Annotated in this window: 18 protein-coding genes and 1 tRNA gene; 5 read left to right on the top strand and 14 right to left on the bottom strand. The window is 70.4% G+C overall.

Translation table 11 applies throughout. The features are described from left to right. Positions 1 to 177: 177 nt before the first annotated feature. Complete coding sequence (locus ACZ63H_RS18725; RefSeq protein WP_467943787.1) at positions 178 to 513, bottom strand: hypothetical protein; 336 nt, start codon at positions 511 to 513, stop codon at positions 178 to 180. 406 nt (positions 514 to 919) lie between these two features. Here ACZ63H_RS18725 and ACZ63H_RS18720 point away from each other — a divergent pair, with 406 nt between their 5' ends. Then, positions 920 to 1,864, top strand: a complete 945-nt coding sequence (locus ACZ63H_RS18720; RefSeq protein ID WP_467943789.1) for a helix-turn-helix transcriptional regulator — start codon at positions 920 to 922, stop codon at positions 1,862 to 1,864. A 14-nt stretch (positions 1,865 to 1,878) separates the two neighbouring features. Here ACZ63H_RS18720 and ACZ63H_RS18715 read toward each other — a convergent pair whose 3' ends face one another. Further along, entirely contained in the window at positions 1,879 to 2,922 is a 1,044-nt protein-coding gene (locus ACZ63H_RS18715; protein WP_469866318.1) for a helix-turn-helix transcriptional regulator, read from the bottom strand. A 220-nt stretch (positions 2,923 to 3,142) separates the two neighbouring features. Beyond that, on the bottom strand, positions 3,143 to 4,249 hold the full coding sequence (locus ACZ63H_RS18710) for a sugar ABC transporter substrate-binding protein (RefSeq protein ID WP_469866316.1): 1,107 nt from the start codon (positions 4,247 to 4,249) through the stop codon (positions 3,143 to 3,145). A 292-nt stretch (positions 4,250 to 4,541) separates the two neighbouring features. On the opposite strand from ACZ63H_RS18710, the gene ACZ63H_RS18705 reads away from it, so the two are divergent. After that, entirely contained in the window at positions 4,542 to 5,987 is a 1,446-nt protein-coding gene (locus ACZ63H_RS18705; RefSeq protein ID WP_469866314.1) for a PA14 domain-containing protein, read from the top strand. Positions 5,988 to 6,036: 49 nt separating this feature from the next. Here ACZ63H_RS18705 and ACZ63H_RS18700 read toward each other — a convergent pair whose 3' ends face one another. The 5 genes from ACZ63H_RS18700 to ACZ63H_RS18680 form a co-directional block, all read right to left on the bottom strand. Beyond that, complete coding sequence (locus tag ACZ63H_RS18700; protein ID WP_030790825.1) at positions 6,037 to 6,504, bottom strand: heat shock protein transcriptional repressor HspR; 468 nt, start codon at positions 6,502 to 6,504, stop codon at positions 6,037 to 6,039. 5 nt (positions 6,505 to 6,509) lie between these two features. Then, positions 6,510 to 7,676, bottom strand: coding sequence for a molecular chaperone DnaJ (gene dnaJ / locus ACZ63H_RS18695; protein WP_469866312.1), 1,167 nt, complete (start codon positions 7,674 to 7,676; stop codon positions 6,510 to 6,512). Between the two features lie 30 nt (positions 7,677 to 7,706). Beyond that, positions 7,707 to 8,375: a nucleotide exchange factor GrpE gene (grpE, locus tag ACZ63H_RS18690; RefSeq protein ID WP_469866310.1), complete on the bottom strand. Its 669-nt coding sequence runs from the start codon at positions 8,373 to 8,375 to the stop codon at positions 7,707 to 7,709. Further along, positions 8,372 to 10,207 (bottom strand): molecular chaperone DnaK, encoded by a 1,836-nt coding sequence (dnaK, locus tag ACZ63H_RS18685; RefSeq protein ID WP_318202241.1) that lies wholly within the window; start codon positions 10,205 to 10,207, stop codon positions 8,372 to 8,374. Before dnaK ends, grpE begins: the two co-directional genes overlap by 4 nt. A 94-nt stretch (positions 10,208 to 10,301) precedes the next feature. Beyond that, positions 10,302 to 11,327 carry an MraY family glycosyltransferase gene (locus tag ACZ63H_RS18680; RefSeq protein ID WP_469866308.1) on the bottom strand — a complete coding sequence of 342 codons (1,026 nt, stop codon included), beginning with the start codon at positions 11,325 to 11,327 and terminating at the stop codon, positions 10,302 to 10,304. Positions 11,328 to 11,527: 200 nt separating this feature from the next. Here ACZ63H_RS18680 and ACZ63H_RS18675 point away from each other — a divergent pair, with 200 nt between their 5' ends. Continuing rightward, positions 11,528 to 13,795 (top strand): (Fe-S)-binding protein, encoded by a 2,268-nt coding sequence (locus tag ACZ63H_RS18675; RefSeq protein WP_469866306.1) that lies wholly within the window; start codon positions 11,528 to 11,530, stop codon positions 13,793 to 13,795. Between the two features lie 78 nt (positions 13,796 to 13,873). On the opposite strand, the gene ACZ63H_RS18670 is transcribed toward ACZ63H_RS18675, so the two are convergent. Then, on the bottom strand, positions 13,874 to 14,212 hold the full coding sequence (locus tag ACZ63H_RS18670) for an antibiotic biosynthesis monooxygenase family protein (RefSeq protein ID WP_469866304.1): 339 nt from the start codon (positions 14,210 to 14,212) through the stop codon (positions 13,874 to 13,876). Between the two features lie 86 nt (positions 14,213 to 14,298). Between ACZ63H_RS18670 and ACZ63H_RS18665 the strand changes: the two genes are divergently transcribed. After that, positions 14,299 to 15,384, top strand: coding sequence for a Yip1 family protein (locus tag ACZ63H_RS18665; protein ID WP_469866302.1), 1,086 nt, complete (start codon positions 14,299 to 14,301; stop codon positions 15,382 to 15,384). Between the two features lie 70 nt (positions 15,385 to 15,454). Here ACZ63H_RS18665 and ACZ63H_RS18660 read toward each other — a convergent pair whose 3' ends face one another. The 3 genes from ACZ63H_RS18660 to ACZ63H_RS18650 all read right to left on the bottom strand — a co-directional run bounded on the left by ACZ63H_RS18660 (position 15,455) and on the right by ACZ63H_RS18650 (position 16,803). After that, positions 15,455 to 15,958 (bottom strand): phosphoribosyltransferase, encoded by a 504-nt coding sequence (locus tag ACZ63H_RS18660; protein ID WP_358690812.1) that lies wholly within the window; start codon positions 15,956 to 15,958, stop codon positions 15,455 to 15,457. 13 nt (positions 15,959 to 15,971) lie between these two features. Further along, on the bottom strand, positions 15,972 to 16,547 hold the full coding sequence (dcd, locus tag ACZ63H_RS18655; RefSeq protein ID WP_318202246.1) for a dCTP deaminase: 576 nt from the start codon (positions 16,545 to 16,547) through the stop codon (positions 15,972 to 15,974). A 97-nt stretch (positions 16,548 to 16,644) separates the two neighbouring features. After that, positions 16,645 to 16,803, bottom strand: a complete 159-nt coding sequence (locus tag ACZ63H_RS18650; protein ID WP_181797373.1) for a hypothetical protein — start codon at positions 16,801 to 16,803, stop codon at positions 16,645 to 16,647. Positions 16,804 to 17,050: 247 nt separating this feature from the next. Here ACZ63H_RS18650 and ACZ63H_RS18645 point away from each other — a divergent pair. Next, positions 17,051 to 17,124, top strand: a tRNA-Gly gene (locus tag ACZ63H_RS18645). 126 nt (positions 17,125 to 17,250) lie between these two features. On the opposite strand, the gene ACZ63H_RS18640 is transcribed toward ACZ63H_RS18645, so the two are convergent. Both ACZ63H_RS18640 and ACZ63H_RS18635 read right to left on the bottom strand, forming a co-directional pair. Beyond that, positions 17,251 to 17,817, bottom strand: coding sequence for a flavoprotein (locus tag ACZ63H_RS18640; RefSeq protein WP_469866300.1), 567 nt, complete (start codon positions 17,815 to 17,817; stop codon positions 17,251 to 17,253). Then, positions 17,814 to 19,127 carry a helix-turn-helix domain-containing protein gene (locus ACZ63H_RS18635; RefSeq protein WP_469866298.1) on the bottom strand — a complete coding sequence of 438 codons (1,314 nt, stop codon included), beginning with the start codon at positions 19,125 to 19,127 and terminating at the stop codon, positions 17,814 to 17,816. Before ACZ63H_RS18635 ends, ACZ63H_RS18640 begins: the two co-directional genes overlap by 4 nt. Positions 19,128 to 19,245 lie beyond the last annotated feature (118 nt).

Here is a 19,245-nt window from a genome sequence, read left to right as displayed (position 1 = left end):
CCCGCTCCCCCCCCCCGCTCGCACTCCCCCCCCCTCCCTCTTCCCCCCCCCCCCCCCCCCCCCCCCCCCCCCCCCCCCCCCCCCCCCCCCCCCCCCCCCCCCCCCCCCCCCCCCCCCCCCCCCCCCCCCGCTGCGGGGGGAAGCACCTGAGCGATCTTTTACGACGGGGGAATCGCGTCAGGCACTGCGGGGGGTGGCCGAGATGGTCCTCAGGTCGGACTCCACCGGCTCCGGCAGCCGATGGTCCCGCTGGTCCAGGTTCACAAAGATCATTCCGTACCGGATGGCACACCGCACGGGCTGGGGGGCGCCGCGCGGCCTGCGCAGGCACCGGTACGCCCGCACGTCGCCGTCCTCGTCCCGGGTGACGACGACCGGTTCGCCGAACACGGTCACCATCAGCGAGTCACCGCTGTGGGGGATGGCGGTGACCAGGTCGATGAAGTGCCAGCCGGACCGGTAGGCGGTGGCCATTTCGCGACGGAAGGAGCGGTCGTCGGGTGGAGTGGTCATGACCGCACGACCCAGCTGCTGTCCGCCGGCGGGACCCACGAGCTGTCGCCCGGGACATCGGACGCCACGATCACCCAGCTGCTGTCACCGGCACCGACGCCGGCAGCGGCCTGTACGCGCCAACTGCTGTCCTGTGCGACAGCACCCTCCGCCCCCGCGTGACCGGCCAGCGCACCGAAGGCCAAGGCGGCGGAGAAGGCGGCGACAAGCGCCGAGCGAAGCATTGTCTTATGCATAGTCGGCTTCGTCCTCATGTGAAGGTCACCTCTCCCCCGTCCGGATACGACGATGGCCCATTCCGGCACGTCATGGCCACACAAACGATGCATCATGTTCCTGCACGTTCAGGACCCTGGGGGGTGGAGATTTGGCGATAAACGAGATTAAGCGGACACATCCCCACGGTCTGACCGACCTGTGCGAGGAGGGGAGCCGGCTCTACGGGAACGCTCTCCGGACGGGCCGCATAGCCCGCGCGGACGTGGAACCCGCGCCCTGCCTGATGGAGTTCGCCCTCCTCCACCCCGACCCCGACGACCCGAACTGGCTGCGCCCGGTGCCGCCGACGATCGCCCTGGCACAGCGGCTGAACCCGATCGAGCAGGAGATCACCCAGCGCCGCCGGGAGTCCATCGAACTCGCCGACGCTTTCGAGCCTTTCATGAGCATCAGTGCCCAGCCCACGGCGACCACCCACTCGATCACCGTGCTGGAGGGCCTGGACCGGATCAACGCGGCACTGGATCTGGCCACCTCCCAGTGCCAGACCGAGATGCTCACGGTCCAGCCGAGCCGTAAACGTCTCGAACACACCCTCGCCAAGGCCCTGGAGCGCGACCGCCCGCTGATCGAGCGGGGCTGCCGCATCCGCACCCTCTACCAGCACCCCGCCCGCTACAGCCCCGAGACGCTCGCCTACGTCGCCCAGTTCGCCGACGGCAAGGTCGAATACCGGACGATCGACGAACTGGCCGAGCGGCTGATCATCTGCGACGAGACGGTGGCCTTCATCCCCACCCGGGACGACGGCGAGGTCGCGCTCGAACTGAGGCACCCCGGACTCGTCCGCTATCTGATCAAGGTCTTCGAGTTCATGTGGGCCCGCGCGGTCCCGCTGAGCGCCGGCGCCCCCTACGAGACCGCCTCCGACGGCATCACCGAGGTCCAGCACTCCATAGCCAAGCTGCTCGTCGAGGGGCACGTGGACGAGGCCATCGCCCGCCGCCTCGGCATGAACGTACGCACCTGCCGGGCGCACATAGCGAAGCTGGCCCACGCCCTCGGCAGCGGCAGCCGCGCCCAGCTCGGCTATCTCATCGCCCAGTCCGGCATCCTGGACCGGGACCACTGAGGCCGTCCGCCCGCTCAGCGCGCGGCCGGGGGCTCGGGGTCGGCCCCGGCGAGCGCCCCGGCCGGCCGGGGCGGGCGGTGGCCGTCCAGTCCCACCTGGGCGATGCGCACACCGAGCTGGGTCCGGCTGGCCGCGCCCAGGGTCTCCGACAGCCGGGCGATGTGCGCCCGGCAGGTGCGCACGCTGATGCCCAGCCGCTCGGCGATCACCGCGTCCTGGTGGCCCTCCGCCAGCAGCTCGGCGATGGACTGCTCCCGGTGCGAGATCCCCTCGATGCCGGTGTCGGGCAGCGGCGCGGTCAGCGGGATGGCGAGCCGCCACAGCCGCTCGAAGACCGTCACCAGGTACTCCACCAGCGCCGGATGGCGCAGTTCCAGCGCCATCGTGCGGTCGGTGTTGGCGGGGATGAAGGCCACCGTGCGGTCGAAGAGGATGAGCCGGTCGATGACCTCGTCCAGGGTGCGGGCCTCCACCGTGTCGCCCATCAGCTCCAGGTAGTTCAGCAACCCCTGCCCGTGCCGCGCCACATGCGTGTAGAGGTCGCGCATGCGCACGCCCCGGCCGCGCAGCGCCAGCGCCCGGTGCAGGCCCTCGGTGAGCTCCGCCTCCCGCCGGATGCCGCCGGGCTGCACGGTGAGCACCTCGGTGGTGCACGCCTCGGTCGCCTCGTCCATCGCCGCCTGGATGCGGGCGAGTCCGTCCAGGACCCGGATGGCGCTGCCCTCCGCCGGTGCCGACAGGGCGTCGCGCTGCCGGCCCAGGCCCGCGTACCACTCGAACGCGGCCACGGCCGAGCCCACCCGCCGCTGGCTCGCGCTGACCTCGTCGTAGACGCCGCGCAGCAGCCGGGTCATGACCTCCTGCGGGGAGGTGGGAACCAGCCAGTCCATGTCGTCGGGATCGGGGTGCAGCAGGGCCAGTTCCAGCAGACAGGGCACGGGCTCGGCGTCCGTGCGCGGCACCCGTCCCCGGCGCACGGCACGGGAGTACACCCGATCGCCGGCCTCACACAGCCGGTCGGCACCGTGAGGGTGCTCCTCCGTCCCGCGCCCGGCCATCGCCCATTTCACCCCCGGTGTGCTGCCACTTCCGCAGCGCAACTATGCGCGGCGCCGACCGGGTCCGCAACACGGCTGCCCGGGCGGCGGCGCCCAGGTGCTCCCGCTTCGCCCGAGTTCGGGTGCCGTCCGGCCCTTCACATCGCACCGGGTCGCCGGCGGTGGCGCGGGCCCGGCTCCGCCGCGGCGGGACCGGGCGCCGGACCGGGGCCCGCGGCGGCTACTTCAGCCCGATGGCCGCGCAGTCCGCCTTGTACTTGGCGGTGCAGATGTCGTCGGCCGTGTAGATGCCGTCCGCGAGGACGGTGTCCTTGATGCTGCCCTTGGTCAGCGCGCTGACCTGCACCAGCCTGGCCGGGATGTCCTTGGCGGTGGGGCTGTCCACGCGGTCCCGGGTGAGGGCGTCGAACTGGATGTCCTTGCCCTGGAGCTTGGTGACGGCGATCTGCGCGGCGGCCTCGGCCTCGTCCGGGTAGGACTTGTAGACGCTCATGTACTGCTCGCCGGCCACGATCCGCTGCACCGCGTCCAGGTCGGCGTCCTGACCGGTGACCGGGGGCAGGTCGGTGACGCCCGCCGCCTTCAGGGCCTTGATGACACCGCCCGCCATGCCGTCGTTCGCGGAGTAGACACCGGCGATGTTGCCCTTGCCCAGCGCGGCGATCGCCTTGGCCATGTTCGCCTCGGCGTTCTCCGGCTTCCAGTCCGTGGTGTCGTAGCTCGCGGCGATCGTCACCTTGCCGTTCAGCTCGGAGAGCGCGCCCTCCTTGAACTGCTTGGCGTTGGGGTCGGTGGGCGAGCCGTTCATCATGACGATCTTGTCGGAGGTGTCCGCGGCCGACCCGAGGGCCTCCATCAGGGTCCGGCCCTGCACCTCGCCGACGAGTTCGTTGTCGAAGGAGACGTAGGCGTCGATCGGGCCCTCGGCGAGCCGGTCGTAGGCGATGACCGGGATGCCCGCGTCCTTGGCCTTCTTCACCTGGCCGGCGATGGCGTGCGCGTCCACCGCGTCCAGCAGGATGACGTCGGCCCGGGCGTCGATCAGGTTCTGCATCTGCTCGGCCTGCCGGGCGGCGCTCGCGTCGGCGTTGGCGTACTCGACCTTGCCCTTGTTCCGGGTGAGTTCGGCGACCTTGCGCTTGATGATGGGGTAGTCGAACTTGTCGTAGCGGGTGTTCGCCTTCTCCGGCAGCAGCAGGCCCACGGTGATGTCGTCACCCTTGGTCGGGCTCGCGCTCGCGCCGTCCCCCGTCGCGTTCAGCACGCCGCAGCCGGCAAGCGAGAGAGTCATCGTGGAGGCGGCCACGGACATGGCGATACGACGCATTCGGGGGCTCACTTCAGGTGTGGTACGGAGGGGTGGTGCGCTACGACCCGGGTGTCTGAAAAGACAACGCGGCACGCCCGCCCGGCGTCAAGAAAAATCACTTAACGAGTGCGCAACACCACGCTCAGCAGCAATTGTGAAGGTTGCGCGAAACCCCCTGCAAAGCACTGTTACCTCCCCTGCACACCAAGGAAGTTCACAGGTGATGGAGATCTGTACAACCAACCCGGTTCACCGCGAGTCGTGACCATCGGCGGCCCCGGGCCGCCCTCCGACTCGATCAGAGGAACGAATGAACCCAGCCAGACGCGCGACCGCCACGGCCGTCGTGCTCGCCGCAGCCGGCGCCCTGCTGAGCGCCGTCGCCCCGTCCGCGTCCGCCGCCGTGAGCTGCGCCTCCCCCGTGTACCAGCGGCAGTTCTTCGCGAACACCACCTTCAAGGGCACCCCGAAGAAGACCGACTGCGACAGCGCCGTCGCCGAGAAGTGGGGCACCGGCGCCCCGGCCGCGGGCCTGCCCAAGGACAACTTCGGCGTCCGCTGGACCGTGACCCGCGACTTCGGCTCCGGCGGGCCCTTCGCCCTGCCGGTCACCGCCCAGGACGGCATCCGGGTGTACCTGGACGGCAGCCGCAAGGTCGACCTGTGGAAGAACGTCTCCACGACCCAGAAGAAGACCGTCAACGTCACGATCCCCTCCGGCAAGCACACGCTCCGCGTGGACTTCGTCAACTGGACCGGCGCCGCGGACGTCTCCTTCGCCTACACCCCCCGCACCACGGCCGACGTGGACAAGGTCAAGCCCCTGGTGCCGTCCGGGGCCTCGGTGTCGTACGACCCCGCGACCGGCCGGGCCAAGGTGAGCTGGTCGAAGAACAAGGAGATGGACCTCGCCGGTTACCGCCTCTACCGGCGGCTGCAGGGCCGCCCGTTCGAGGCCGCGCCGCTGGCGACGACCACCGCCACCAGCTACACCGACACCACCCTCCCGGTGACCGGCGAGACCTTCTACTACGAGGTCCGCGCCTACGACAAGGCCCGCAACGAGTCCGCGGGCACGGCCGACAAGCCCGTCACCACCGCCGACCGCACCGCGCCCGGCGCGCCGGCCGGCCTGGAGATCACCGACGCCTCCGAGCAAGGCGGCCTGCGCGTCGGCTGGAGCCAGGTGACCGGCGCGGCCTCCTACCGGGTCTACCGGGCGACGAGCGCGACCGGCACCTACACCCGCGTCGGTGACACCGCGGAACGGTCCTACCGGGACGCCACGGCCGCGGTGGGCACCACCTACTACTACCGGGTGTCCGCGATGGACGCGGCGGGCAACGAGTCCGCCCGGTCCGCCGCCGTCACCGGCGAGCGCCGGGACGACACCCCGCCGCCGCCGGTCACCGGGCTGAAGGCCACCCCGACCGACTACGGCTTCGAGCTCACCTGGGACAAGAACCCGGCGCCCGACCTGCTGCGGTACTCCGTCTACGTGGGCGAGGTCCTCAGCGACGGCGAGGAGAGCGTCTGCTCCGCCTCCGAGACCGCCTGGCTGATGCCCGACGTCACCTCCTACCGGCACACCACGGTCCCCGACGGCGATCAGCGCTGCTTCTTCGTCGATGCCGTCGACTCGTCCGGGAACTCCCGCTACAGGCAGACCGGCGAGGCCGACGTGGTGGTCGCCACCGAGCTGGGCACGCCGGAGGACGAGGGCGCCGAGCCCCCGGCCGGCGGCGCCGGAGCGTAGAAGAAGGGGCCCGGGTGAACCCGGGCCCCTCCACGTGCGGTACGCGCCGTCAGTCCTGCTGCTGCCGCTTGGGCCGCCACACCACCAGCGCGCTGGTCTGCTGGACCTCCTGGTACGGCACCAGGTCGCGCCGGTAGGAGGCGTGCACCGCGGCCTCGCGCTGCCGCATCGCCGCCGCCGCGCCGTCCAGGGCCGCCTCCAGCTCCGCGACCCGGGACTGGAGCGCGGCGACCTGGTTCTCCAGCTCGATGATCCGCTTGATGCCGGCCAGGTTGATGCCCTCGTCCTGCGACAACTGCTGCACCTGGCGGAGCAGTTCGATGTCCCGCGCCGAGTAGCGCCGGCCCCGGCCCGCGGTGCGGTCCGGGGAGACCAGGCCCAGCCGGTCGTACTGGCGCAGCGTCTGCGGGTGGAGTCCGGAGAGCTGGGCCGCCACCGAGATGACGTAGACCGGGGTCTCATCGGTCAGTTCGTACGGTGAGAAACCACCGCGCTGGCGGGGACGACGGCCATCCATCACTCTCAAGCTCCCTTCGCGGCCTCGAACAGCTCCGCCCGCGGGTCCTCGCCCGCGGTCGCCTCGCGATACGCCTCCAGTGCGTCACGAGCCTTCCCCGACAGGTCCGTGGGGACACGCACCTCCACGGTGACCAGCAGATCGCCGCGGGTGCCGTCCTTGCGGACCGCGCCCTTGCCCCGGGCCCGCATCGTACGGCCGTTCGGGGTGCCGGGGGGCAGTTTCAGGGTGACGGGCGGACCGCCGAGGGTCGGCACCCGCACCTCTCCGCCGAGGGCCGCCTCGGGATACGTCACCGGCACGGTGACGGTGAGGTTGTCGCCCTTGCGCCCGAACACCGGGTGCTCCCCGACGTGGACGACCACGTACAGGTCGCCGGCCGGGCCGCCCCGCTCGCCGGGCGCGCCCTTGCCGCGCAGCCGGATGCGCTGGCCGTCGGTCACCCCCGCGGGGATGCGGACCTGCATGGTCCGCGACGACTTGGCGCGTCCGCTGCCCTTGCACTCCTCGCAGGGCTGCTCGGCGATCAGGCCACGGCCCTTGCAGTCGGGGCAGGGGTCGGTGAGCGAGAAGCCGCCGCCGGAGCCCCGCGCGACCTGTCCGGTGCCGACGCAGGTCGGGCACACGCGCGGCGTGCCGTTCTTGTCGCCGGTGCCCGAGCATGCCTTGCAGGGCGCCTGGGAGGACATCCGCAGGGGCACCGTGGCGCCCTCGATGGCCTCCGTGAAGCTCAGCGTCACCTCGGACTCGACGTCCTGGCCGCGCCGGGGCTGGGTCCGCGGGCCCGCGGTGCCGCCGCGGTTGAACAGGCCCCCGAAGACGTCACCGATGCCGCCGCCGAAGCCTCCGCCCTGGGCGGCGCCCCCGAAGAGGTCGCCCAGGTCGAAGTTGAAGGAGCCGCCGGCCGCGCCCGGCCCGGGGCGGAAGCCGCCGCTGCCGAAGAGCGCGCGCGCCTCGTCGTACTCCTTGCGCTTCTTGGGGTCGCCGAGGACGTCGTTCGCCTCGGAGATCTCCTTGAAGCGCTCCTCGGCCTTGGCGTTGCCCTTGTTGGCGTCCGGGTGGAACTCGCGGGCGAGCTTGCGGTACGCCTTCTTGATCTCGGCGTCGGTGGCGTCCTTGGGGACGCCGAGGACCTTGTAGTAGTCCTTCTCGATGAAGTCCTTGGTGCTCATCCCCGACGTCCCTCCTTCCCCTCTGTCACGTCAGCCCTCGTCCGGGCCACCGTTCTCCTTGTCGCCGTCCGCCGCCGTGTCCTCCTCGGCACCCTCGGCCTGGTCCGCCTTGACGGTCTGCGCGCCCGGCTGCGGCTCGGCCACGGCCACCCGCGCGGGGCGGATGGTGCGCTCGCCGATGCGATACCCGGGCTGCAGGATCGCCACGCAGGTCGTCTCGGTGACGTCCGGCGCGTAGGAGTGCATCAGGGCCTCGTGGATCGTCGGGTCGAAGGGCTCGCCCTCCTTGCCGAACTGCTGCAGGCCCATCTTGGCCGCGACGGTCTCCAGCGACTCGGCCACCGACTTGAAGCCGCCGACCAGTTCGCCGTGTTCCCGTGCCCGGCCGATGTCGTCGAGCACCGGGAGCAGCTCGGTCAGGAGGTTCGCCACGGCGATCTCCTTGACCGCGGCCCGGTCGCGCTCGACGCGGCGGCGGTAGTTCTGGTACTCGGCCTGGAGGCGCTGGAGGTCCGCCGTGCGCTCGCTGAGCGCCGTGCGCACCTGGTCCAGCTGGGCGACCAGACCGGCGTTCTCTGCGGGTCCGTCCCCGGCCGGGGCCGCCCCCTCCTCGGGGGCGGCCTTCGGCTCGGCGTCGTCGGAGGTGGCGCCGGAGGGGACGTCGGGCTTCTCCTCGAAGCCCGGGGTCTCCTCCGTCACGCGGCACCGTCCTTGCGCTCGTCGTCCACGATCTCGGCGTCCACGACGTCGTCGTCCTTGGCGTCACCGGCGGGGGCACCGCCGGCGGCCTGGGCGCCCTGGGCGTCGGCGTACAGGGCCTGGCCCAGCTTCTGCGAGACGGCCGCGACCTTCTCGGTGGCGGTGCGGATCTCGGCGGTGTCCTCGCCCTTGAGCTTCTCCTTCAGCTCGGCGACGGCGGACTCCACCTCGGTCTTGACCTCGCCGGGGACCTTGTCCTCGTTGTCCTTGAGGAACTTCTCGGTCTGGTAGACGAGCTGCTCGCCCTGGTTGCGGGTCTCGGCGGCCTCGCGGCGCTTGTGGTCCTCCTCCGCGTAGCGCTCGGCCTCCTCGCGCATGCGGTCGACCTCGTCCTTCGGGAGCGAGGAGCCGCCGGTGACGGTCATCTTCTGCTCCTTGCCGGTGCCGAGGTCCTTCGCCGTGACGTGCATGATGCCGTTGGCGTCGATGTCGAAGGAGACCTCGATCTGCGGGACGCCGCGGGGCGCCGGCGGCAGACCGGTCAGCTCGAACATGCCGAGCTTCTTGTTGTACGCGGCGATCTCGCGCTCGCCCTGGTAGACCTGGATCTGCACCGACGGCTGGTTGTCCTCGGCCGTGGTGAAGATCTCCGAGCGCTTGGTCGGGATCGTGGTGTTGCGCTCGATCAGCTTGGTCATGATGCCGCCCTTGGTCTCGATGCCGAGGGACAGCGGGGTGACGTCGAGCAGCAGGACGTCCTTGACCTCGCCCTTGAGGACACCGGCCTGGAGCGAGGCGCCGATGGCGACGACCTCGTCCGGGTTCACACCCTTGTTGGCCTCCTTGCCGCCGGTCAGCTCCTTGACCAGTTCGGCGACGGCGGGCATACGGGTGGAGCCACCGACGAGCACGACGTGGTCGATCTCGTTGATGGAGATGCCGGCGTCCTTGATGACGTTGTGGAACGGCGTCTTGCAGCGCTCCAGCAGGTCGGCCGTCAGCTGCTGGAACTGGGCGCGGGTGAGCTTCTCGTCCAGGTGCAGCGGGCCCTCGGCGGACGCCGTGATGTACGGCAGGTTGATCGAGGTCTCGGTGGAGGAGGACAGCTCGATCTTGGCCTTCTCGGCGGCCTCGCGGAGGCGCTGGAGGGCCATCTTGTCCTTGGACAGGTCCACGCCGTGACCGGACTGGAACTGCTTGACCAGGTAGTCGACGACGCGCTGGTCCCAGTCGTCACCACCGAGGTGGTTGTCACCGTTGGTGGCCTTCACCTCGACGACGCCGTCGCCGATCTCCAGCAGGGACACGTCGAAGGTGCCGCCGCCGAGGTCGAAGACGAGGATCGTCTGGTCGTCCTTGTCGAGGCCGTAGGCGAGGGCCGCGGCGGTCGGCTCGTTGACGATGCGCAGGACGTTCAGACCGGCGATCTCGCCGGCCTCCTTCGTCGCCTGGCGCTCGGAGTCGTTGAAGTAGGCCGGGACGGTGATGACCGCGTCCGTGACCTTCTCGCCCAGGTAGGCCTCGGCGTCCCGCTTCAGCTTCTGCAGGATGAACGCGGAGATCTGCTGCGGGTTGAAGTCCTTCCCGTCGAGCGCGATCTTCCAGTCGGTGCCCATGTGGCGCTTGACGGACCGGATGGTCCGGTCGACGTTGGTGACCGCCTGGCGCTTGGCCACCTCGCCGACGAGCACCTCGCCGTTCTTCGCGAAGGCGACGACGGACGGCGTGGTCCTGGCACCCTCGGCGTTGGTGATGACGGTGGGCTCGCCGCCCTCCAGAACGCTGACGACGGAGTTAGTCGTGCCCAGGTCGATGCCGACCGCACGTGCCATGGTTGATTCCTCCAGCTGACTTGAGTGGAACAGGCTCAAGTGTGCACGAGGAGGAGCGCGGGGTCAACAGACCTGAGTCAGTCGGACTCAACTCTTATCCGCTCCTTACGCGCAAGTGCCCGCTGACCCGCGTCGATGCCGGCCGCCTCGGCTGCGGGACAGGCACCCGAAGGAGTACGAGGGGGATCACGACGACGACGACCGCGCCGGCCACCCAGAGCGCGGCCCCCTTCCCGGTCCACCCCGCGTGCACCAGTACCCCGACGAGCACCGAGGAGAACGAGGCGGCCCCGAGCAGCACGACCGACCCCTGCGGGGTGAGCCCGAGCCGGCGCAGCCGGTGCGCGAGGTGGTCCGGGCCGCGCCGCAGCAGCGGGCGCCGGGCGGTGGTCCGGGCGAGGACGACCAGCAGGGCGTCGGCGACGGCGACGGCGGCCAGGCAGAACACCACGGCCGCGCTCGGCCCGAGCGCGTACCCCGCGCGCGTGAAGACGACGGCGGAGGACAGCACGAACCCGGTGAACAGCGAGCCGCAGGCGCCGAGACCGACCCGCGCCGGGTGCCAGTTGTGCATCAGGAAGCCGGTGAGGGCGGCGGCGACCACGCTCAGCAGCACCGCGAGACCGTCCATCACCTCGGCGGCGGCGCAGGCGCCCACCCCGAAGGCGGTGATCACCCCGACCGTCCCGGCCAGCCCGTCGGCGTGGTCCAGCCCGCGGAAGGCGAGGGTGGTGCACACGATCCAGCCGACGGCCAGCACCCCGCCCGGCAGGCCCGTGTCGTCGTAGGGCACCACCCAGACCGCCGCCACGGCCGTGCCGGCGACGAGCACCCGGGCGCGCAGCCGCCACACGTCGGCCACCAGGCCCAGGGCGGCGATCGCGGCGGCCGCCGTCAGCAGCTGCCCGACGCCCTCCCCGAGCGGGGCCACCCGGCTCCACTGCCCCACCCCGGCGACCAGGCAGGTGACGGCCACGACGGCGAGCCCGCCGAGCAGCGGGAGGGGACGCTGGCGGCGCCGGTCGCAGATCCCGGCCCGCAGGGCGGGCGCCCGCAGCGCCGCGGCGAGCACGGCGGTCAGCAGGAGGGCGGCAGTGGCGGCGGTGATCCCGTAGAGCACGGCTCTAAGGTAGGGGCGAAAGTATCAATTCGGTACGAATAACACGATCCGATTGCCTGGCGGCGATCCATATCACCCCGCGCTCTGCTGCATCCCGAAGGAAGATGGGGGTAGTCTCAGACGGACTACATAAGTTACCGCTTAGTAATGTTCGTCAGCCCAGACAGCTCGTTCCGACCGAGGCCGCTTCAGGAGCCCCAATGCAACTCGCCGCGATCATCGTGTCGCTGGTCCTGATCGTGGTCGGCGTGGCACTGTTCGGCCGCGCCCTCCTCCAGATCTACAACCACATGCGGCTGGGCCAGCCGGTACCGGCCGGCACGCGGACCGACGATCCCGCACAGCGCACCATGACCGTGGTCCGGGAGTTCCTCGGCCACACCCGCATGAACCGCTGGGGCATCGTCGGCGTGGCGCACTGGTTCGTCGCCGTCGGCTTCTTCACGCTGCTGCTGACGATCGTCAACGCGTTCGGGCAGCTGTTCGAGGCGGACTGGATCCTGCCGGTCCTCGGCGACTGGGCACCGTACAACGTCTACGTCGAGTTCATCGGCACGATGACCGTCGTCGGCATCCTCGTGCTGATCGTGATCCGCCAGCTGAGCCACCCGCGCGACCCGGGCCGCAAGTCCCGCTTCGCCGGCTCGAACTTCGGCCAGGCGTACTTCGTCGAGACCGTCATCCTCATCGTCGGCGTCTGCATCTTCATGCTGCACGCCCTCGAAGGCGCCCAGCACCACGTCGACGGCTACGAGGCCTCGTTCTTCATCTCGTACCCGGTCGTCGCCTGGCTGCGGGACATGGACCTCTCCACGCTCCAGAACCTCACCTACTTCTTCGCCGGACTGAAGATCGCGACCAGCTTCATCTGGATGATCACGGTCTCCCTGAAGACCGACATGGGCGTGGCCTGGCACCGCTTCCTGGCGTTCCCGAACATCTGGTTCAAGCGCAACGCCGACGGCTCCACCGCGCTCGGCGCGCTCCAGCCGATGACCTCCGGCGGCAAGCCGATCGACTTCGAGGACCCGGGCGAGGACGACGTCTTCGGCGTCTCCCAGGTCGAGCAGTTCTCCTGGAAGGGCCTGCTGGACTTCTCCACCTGCACCGAGTGCGGCCGCTGCCAGTCGCAGTGCCCCGCCTGGAACACCGGCAAGCCGCTCTCCCCCAAGCTGCTGATCATGTCGCTGCGGGACCACGCGCACGCCAAGGCGCCGTACCTGCTCGCGGGCGGCGGCAAGACCATGGAGGGCGAGGAGAAGGCGTCCGAGGAGCAGCTGAAGGACGTCCCCGCCGCCGCCCTGGCCGAGGCCGAGCGCCCGCTGATCGGCACCGCCGAGGAGAACGGCGTCATCGACCCGGACGTGCTGTGGTCCTGCACCACCTGCGGCGCCTGCGTCGAGCAGTGCCCGGTGGACATCGAGCACGTCGACCACATCGTGGACATGCGCCGCTACCAGGTGATGATCGAGAGCGCCTTCCCCTCCGAGGCGGGCACGATGCTCAAGAACCTGGAGAAGAAGGGCAACCCCTGGGGCCTGGCGAAGAAGCAGCGCCTGGAGTGGACCAAGGAGGTCGACTTCGAGGTCCCCGTCGTCGGCAAGGACATCGAGGACCTCACCGAGGTCGAGTACCTGTACTGGGTCGGCTGCGCCGGCGCCCTGGAGGACCGCGCGAAGAAGACCACCAAGGCCTTCGCCGAGCTGCTGCACATCGCGGGCGTGAAGTTCGCGATCATGGGCGGCGACGAGAAGTGCACCGGTGACTCCGCCCGCCGCCTCGGCAACGAGCCCCTGTTCCAGCAGCTCGGCATGGAGAACGTCGCCGCGCTGAACATGGCGTTCGGCGAGGACGACGAGGACCCGGCGACGAAGAAGCCGAAGTCCGCGAAGAAGATCGTCGCGACCTGCCCGCACTGCCTGAACACCATCGGCAACGAGTACCCGCAGCTCGGCGGCGACTACGAGGTCATCCACCACACCCAGCTGCTCCAGCACCTGGTGGACGAGGGCAAGCTGATCCCCGTCACCCCGGTCGAGGGCATCATCACCTACCACGACCCCTGCTACCTGGGCCGCCACAACAAGATCTACACGCCCCCGCGCGAGATCATCGGCAAGGTCCCGGGCCTCAGGAACGAGGAGATGCACCGCCACAAGGAGCGCGGCTTCTGCTGCGGCGCCGGCGGCGCGCGGATGTGGATGGAGGAGCGGATCGGCAAGCGCATCAACAACGAGCGCGTCGACGAGGCCCTCTCCCTCAACCCCGACATCGTCTCCACCGCCTGCCCGTTCTGCCTGGTCATGCTCACCGACTCGGTGAACGGCAAGAAGAACGACGGCAAGGCCAAGGAGTCCATCCAGGTCGTGGACGTCGCGCAGCTGCTGCTCGACTCCGTCAAGACGCCGGCCGACCCGGCGGGCGAGGCGGAGACCGAGACCGCCCCGGAGCCGGAGCCGGTGAAGTAACCCGCTCCCCGCACACGACGGCGCCCCCTGCTTCGCACAGGCAGGGGGCGCCGTCGTGTCTGCGCGGGACCGTCCGGCTCAGGCGCCCTTGGGGGCGGCCTGCTGGACCACGTCGAAGGACCACAGGGTCGAACCGGAGGCCGCGGGCTTCGGGCGCTCGCCGCCTTCCCCGCCGCCCTCGCCGCCGCCGTGGTGCGCGGCCTTCATCGGCCCCTCCATCCAGGCCTGGAAGGACTCCTCGTCCCGCCAGCGGGTGTAGACGAGGTACTGGTCGGTGCCCTCCACGGGCCGCAGCAGCTCGAACCACTCGAAGCCGTCGGAGTTCTCCACCGCGTGGGCCCGCGAGGCGAACCGCTTCTCCAGCACCTCCCGCTGCTCGGCGGGAACGGTCAGCACGTTGATCTTCACTACGCTCATGGACCCATCCTGGACCATGGAGCCCCGCCGAACGCCGCGGAACCCCGAGGGAATTCGGGGTGCGGTGCCGGACGGCCCCCTAGGGGATGTCACAGGTCGGCCGCAAAGCCGCGCGAGGACCACAGGCCCCGTCACGCGGCCCGCCCGGACCAGGTACGTTCGATGACGTGGCTGGATTCAGGATCGGACGCGGGGGCCGGGACGACCGTACCCCCCAAGGACAGCAGGCGCCCCAAGGACCGTCGTACGGGCGCGGGCACGGCCCCGCGCAGCCCGGGGGACCGTCGTACGGGCAGCCGCCGTACGGCCGCCCGGGCCCGTCGGGACCGGCGGGTCCCTCGCACGGCTACCCGTCGGCGCCGCAGCCGCCGTACCCACACCAGGGGCAGCAGCCGCCGTACCCGCACCAGGGGCAGTCCTACGGCTACCCGGGCCCCGCGGACGACGGCCCCGAGTACTTCGGCGACGGCGGCCACCCGGGCGGCGGCCACGGCGGACACGGCGGGCACGACCCCTACGCCGCCGACCAGCCGGGCCACACCCAGGCGTTCTCCGTCGACGAGGCCGCGAGCTACACCCAGGGGGCGACCTACCAGGCCGGCTCGGCCCCCGCACCGGCCGCCCCGATCGGCCCGCCGCTGCACTGGAAGGAACTGCTGAAGGGGATCGTCCTCGCCCCGAACGACACCTTCCTGCGCATGCGGGACTACACGATGTGGATCCCCGCCCTCATCGTGACCTTCCTCTACGGCCTGCTCGCCGTCTTCGGCTTCGACGGCGCCCGCCATGACGCGATCAGCGCGACGCTGTCCAACGCGGTGCCGATCGTGCTGGTGACGGCGGTCGTGATGGTGCTGGGCCTGTTCGTCCTGGGCGCGGTCACCCACACCCTGGCCCGCCAACTCGGCGGCGACGGCGCCTGGCAGCCCACGGTGGGCCTGTCCATGCTGATCACGGCCCTCACCGACGCGCCCCGGCTGATCGTCGCCATGTTCTTCGGCGGCGACGCCGGCTTCGTCCAGATCCTCGGCTGGGCCACCTGGATCGGCGCCGGCGCCCTGCTGACCCTGATGGTCTCCCGCTCCCACGACCTGCCCTGGCCGAGGGCGCTGGGGGCGTCGGCGATCCAGCTCATCGCACTGCTGTCGATCGTGAAGCTCGGCACGTTCTGAGCGTCCGCGCACGCGCACGCGAAAGGGCCCCCGGCGACGGGGGCCCTTTCGCATGCGTACGCAACCGGGCTCAGGCGTCGAGGACCTGCCCGGCCCGCTTCACGACGGGCGGCTCGACGCTCCAGGGGAAGTTGATCCAGTCGTCGGTCCGCTTCCACACGTACTCGCACTTCACGAGGGAGTGGGACTTCTCGTAGATCACCGCGGAGCGCACCTCGGCGACGGTGTCCAGGCAGAAGTCGCGGACCAGCTTCAGCGTCTTGCCGGTGTCGGCGACGTCGTCGGTGATCAGCACCTTCTTGTCGGAGAAGTCGATCACGTTCGGGACGGGGGCGAGCATCACCGGCATCTCGAGCGTGGTCCCCACACCCGTGTAGAACTCCACGTTCACCAGGTGGATGTTCTTGCAGTCGAGGGCGTAGGCGAGTCCGCCGGCGACGAAGACACCGCCGCGGGCGATGCTCAGCACGATGTCGGGCTCGTACCCGTCGTCGGCGATAGTCTGCGCCAGCTCCCGGATCGCGGATCCGAAGAGGTCGTAGGTCAGGTTCTCCCGCACTTCTGCGCTGCTCATGCTGTACTGGCCCTCACACCTGGGTCCGATGGAAATTGAGGAAGGACCGCGAGGCGGTCGGCCCGCGCTGCCCCTGGTACCGGGAGCCGTAGCGCTCACTGCCGTACGGGGACTCGGCGGGCGAGGTCAGCCGGAACATGCACAGCTGCCCGATCTTCATGCCCGGCCACAGCTTGATGGGGAGCGTGGCGAGGTTGGACAGCTCAAGGGTGACGTGTCCGCTGAAGCCGGGGTCGATGAACCCGGCGGTGGAGTGCGTGACCAGCCCGAGCCGGCCGAGCGAACTCTTGCCCTCCAGACGGGAGGCGAGGTCGTCGGGCAGCGTGATGACCTCGTAGGTGGAGGCGAGCACGAACTCCCCGGGGTGCAGGATGAACGGCTCGTCCCCCTCGGGCTCGACCAGCCGCGTCAGGTCCGCCTGCTCGACGGAGGGGTCGATGTGCGGGTAGCGGTGGTTCTCGAACACCCGGAAGTAGCGGTCCAGTCGCACGTCGATGCTCGACGGCTGGACCATGGATTCGTCGTAGGGATCGATCCGTACCCGCCCGGCGTCGATCTCGGCCCGGATGTCCTTGTCTGAGAGAAGCACGTAGCGAGGATACGCAAGGCGCGCGGAACCATCGCAATCACGACGGCGCCGCGCGCTCCCTGTCACGCTCCGGCTACGGCCGGTACCACTTCGCCGCCTACCGCTTCTCCAGGACGACGGGCACCGCGCTCCGCAGCCGGGCGCACCGCGGACACCGCACGAGCCGGCCGGGGCCGAGCCGCTCGGCCTGCTGCATCGGGAACGAAGCGGTGCTGAAGACGTGCCCGTCCGCACAGCGGACGACGGTGCGTTGCATCAAGTCCCTCAAGTCCCTTCCCCAAGAGCCGCGTCCGGCGTTCTGCCCGGACGCCAAAAGCCACATTACGGGATCAAAGAGACGACGCTCCAGGCGGCACTCCGGCCCCCACGGTACGCCCCAACTCACCGCCCCCCGCAGCCGGATCCCACCCGGACCCGCGACCCCGGCCCACCACGCTTCCGCGATGATGTAGAGTGAGCGAGCGTCGGACAAGGGATTCCCCGAACTCCATGTCCGTACATACGCGGGTGTAGTTTAATGGTAGAACATCAGCTTCCCAAGCTGAGAGCGCGAGTTCGATTCTCGTCACCCGCTCCATGCTGAAGGCCCAGGTCAGAGACCTGGGCCTTGTTGTTGTGCGGCGTGATAGGCGGGCTCGTGCCACAGGCGTGCCAGTTCCGCACCACAAGGGGCCCGCAGGGTGGCCTCCGCCCGTGGCGAAGGTCACCGACCGACCGACGACCGGGTACGAAGCCGCGGTTCCAGGAGGTCGAGGGCCTCCTCCCAGCGGAAGCTGTCGGCGCCGCCGCCTGCCTTGGGCTGGTGGGGCTTGTAGGAGCCGATCAGGATGCCCATCTCCCGGAGCTGGTCCAGGCTTCGCTGATAGGCGGGGTGAGCCGCTTGGGCGGCGTTCAGGTAGGGAAGGACAGCCGTGGGAACGCCCATCCCGTACGCCTCGCAGAGGATCGCGAGGGCGAGGGTGTCGGATATGCCTGCCGCCCATTTGTTGACCGTGTTGAAGCTGGCCGGGGCGACGGCGATGGCGTCCGCCGGAGGGAGTGGGCGGGGATCGCCGGGTGCGCGCCAAGCGGAGCGGATCGGATAGCCCGTCTGTTCCTCGATCGCTGCGGTGTCGAGGAATCCCAGGCCCTGGGGGGTGGCGACAACGCCCACGTCCCAGTGGCGCTCCTGCGCGGCTGTGATCAGCCTGTCGACATCGGCGGCGACACCGCACGCGCAGACCACGACGTACAGGAAGGGCCTCTTGTCCGAAGCGCTCGGTTCGTTCACGCGGTGACTCCCAGGCGGCGGCTGAATCGGTGCAGTTCCGGCAGGGTACGGCGGCGATCGCGGGCGGCCATGCCGGCGACCAGCTCACGCACGGCAGGACGGCGGACGTCCTGGGCGGCGCAGGTCTCGGCGATGCGCAGGGCCTGGTAGCCGTCGGCGAGCCGCCCCTGCTGGCTGTAGGCGCGGGCCGTGTCGATCCACAGGGAGGCCCGGCGTTCGGGGACAGGTAGGGGGCGGCGCATGAGCGGGCGGGCCGTCCGCAGGGCGCGGTCGGCGTCGCCGAAGGCCACCAGGGCGCTGACCTCGTGCAGGGCGACGTTGGTGGGGCTGAAGCTGGCCCAGGCATCCGGCCGGTCGAGCGCGACGTAGCGCGCCACTTCCTTCGCCTCCGTGAGCAGTTCCCGTGCCGCGCCACGGTCTCCACCGCTGCCGGCCGAGGTGACACCACGCAGTAACAGCAGTCCGAGGGCCGCGAGGTACTGCGGAGACCGGCGGTCGTAGGACCCTGTGAGCCGCTCGGCGGTGTGCCGGACCAGGCTGACAGCCTGAGTCGGGTGCTTCGCGCGCGCCAGGACGTGGGCCTGCACGCGGACGCTCGATGCCAGGACCACCGGGTCGCCGCAACGCTCGGCCTCGGTCATGGCCCGACCGACGGCGAGCCAGGCGTTGCCCTGGTCGTTCTGCTTGAGCAGCAGACTGGTCAGGGTCTGATACGCGGTGGCCAGCAACCCCGAGAGGTCGGTGCTGTCCGCCGTATCGCCGGACGCCTGCCGCAGGTCCGCGATCAGGCCCGGCAGCGCTTGCTCCAGCCCCGCGTAGTCACAGAGGTGGAAGAGCCGGCGCGCTGCGCCGACGCGCAGACGGAGGCGGTTCGTGTCCAGCGGGGCACCGGTGCCCTCCGGACCGGTTCCCGGCAACAGCGCTCGCACGAGCCCGGTACGCGCGTCAGAGGAGTCGCAGGCGGAAGAGTCACTGTCGAGAGGGCCGGGGGAAGCAGTAAGCCCGGCGGTACTCACGGCCATGCTCGCGGCGATGAAGGTACGGCGCTGCATATCTTCTGCTCCCGGGTCGGCGATGGAGGCTTCCTGAGCGACGGCGAGACCCACCTCCCGCGCGGGGATGCGGAGTTCGGCCGCGACCGCACGCAGCACTCCCATGTTGTCCGTGCCACGCCCGCTCTCCAGTCGGCTCACCTTGGACTGGTGGTATCCCAACGAGGCGGCGACGTCCTTTTGCGAGCGGCCCTGTAGCACCCGGGCACGGCGAATCACCTCGCCGATCCGTCTCGACTCACTGTGCGCTGCGGCCATCTGTCACGGATCCTTCCGCCGTTGACCCCGCCTGCTCAACGAGCGTAGGTCAGCCGTGCCTCGCCGAGATGCGGAACCTGCATACCTGATGCAGCGCCCGCGCCAGGGCAGGCCGCTG

This window comes from Streptomyces sp. NPDC104831 (assembly GCF_055583025.1).
Note: the sequence above shows the minus strand (reverse complement) of the source record. Positions and strands in the feature narration are given on the sequence as shown.

Bases quoted from the DNA above. Each gene is read 5' to 3' on its own strand.
- ACZ63H_RS18660 (WP_358690812.1), bottom strand. From the start codon at position 15,958: ATGAGCAGCGCAGAAGTGCGGGAGAACCTGACCTACGACCTCTTCGGA.
- dnaJ (WP_469866312.1), bottom strand. From the start codon at position 7,676: ATGAGCACCAAGGACTTCATCGAGAAGGACTACTACAAGGTCCTCGGC.
- ACZ63H_RS18710 (WP_469866316.1), bottom strand. From the start codon at position 4,249: ATGCGTCGTATCGCCATGTCCGTGGCCGCCTCCACGATGACTCTCTCG.
- ACZ63H_RS18715 (WP_469866318.1), bottom strand. From the start codon at position 2,922: ATGGCCGGGCGCGGGACGGAGGAGCACCCTCACGGTGCCGACCGGCTG.
- ACZ63H_RS18725 (WP_467943787.1), bottom strand. From the start codon at position 513: ATGACCACTCCACCCGACGACCGCTCCTTCCGTCGCGAAATGGCCACC.
- dnaK (WP_318202241.1), bottom strand. From the start codon at position 10,207: ATGGCACGTGCGGTCGGCATCGACCTGGGCACGACTAACTCCGTCGTC.
- ACZ63H_RS18675 (WP_469866306.1), top strand. From the start codon at position 11,528: ATGCAACTCGCCGCGATCATCGTGTCGCTGGTCCTGATCGTGGTCGGC.
- ACZ63H_RS18635 (WP_469866298.1), bottom strand. From the start codon at position 19,127: ATGGCCGCAGCGCACAGTGAGTCGAGACGGATCGGCGAGGTGATTCGC.
- ACZ63H_RS18705 (WP_469866314.1), top strand. From the start codon at position 4,542: ATGAACCCAGCCAGACGCGCGACCGCCACGGCCGTCGTGCTCGCCGCA.
- ACZ63H_RS18665 (WP_469866302.1), top strand. From the start codon at position 14,299: ATGTCACAGGTCGGCCGCAAAGCCGCGCGAGGACCACAGGCCCCGTCA.
- ACZ63H_RS18650 (WP_181797373.1), bottom strand. From the start codon at position 16,803: ATGCAACGCACCGTCGTCCGCTGTGCGGACGGGCACGTCTTCAGCACC.
- ACZ63H_RS18700 (WP_030790825.1), bottom strand. From the start codon at position 6,504: ATGGATGGCCGTCGTCCCCGCCAGCGCGGTGGTTTCTCACCGTACGAA.
- ACZ63H_RS18670 (WP_469866304.1), bottom strand. From the start codon at position 14,212: ATGAGCGTAGTGAAGATCAACGTGCTGACCGTTCCCGCCGAGCAGCGG.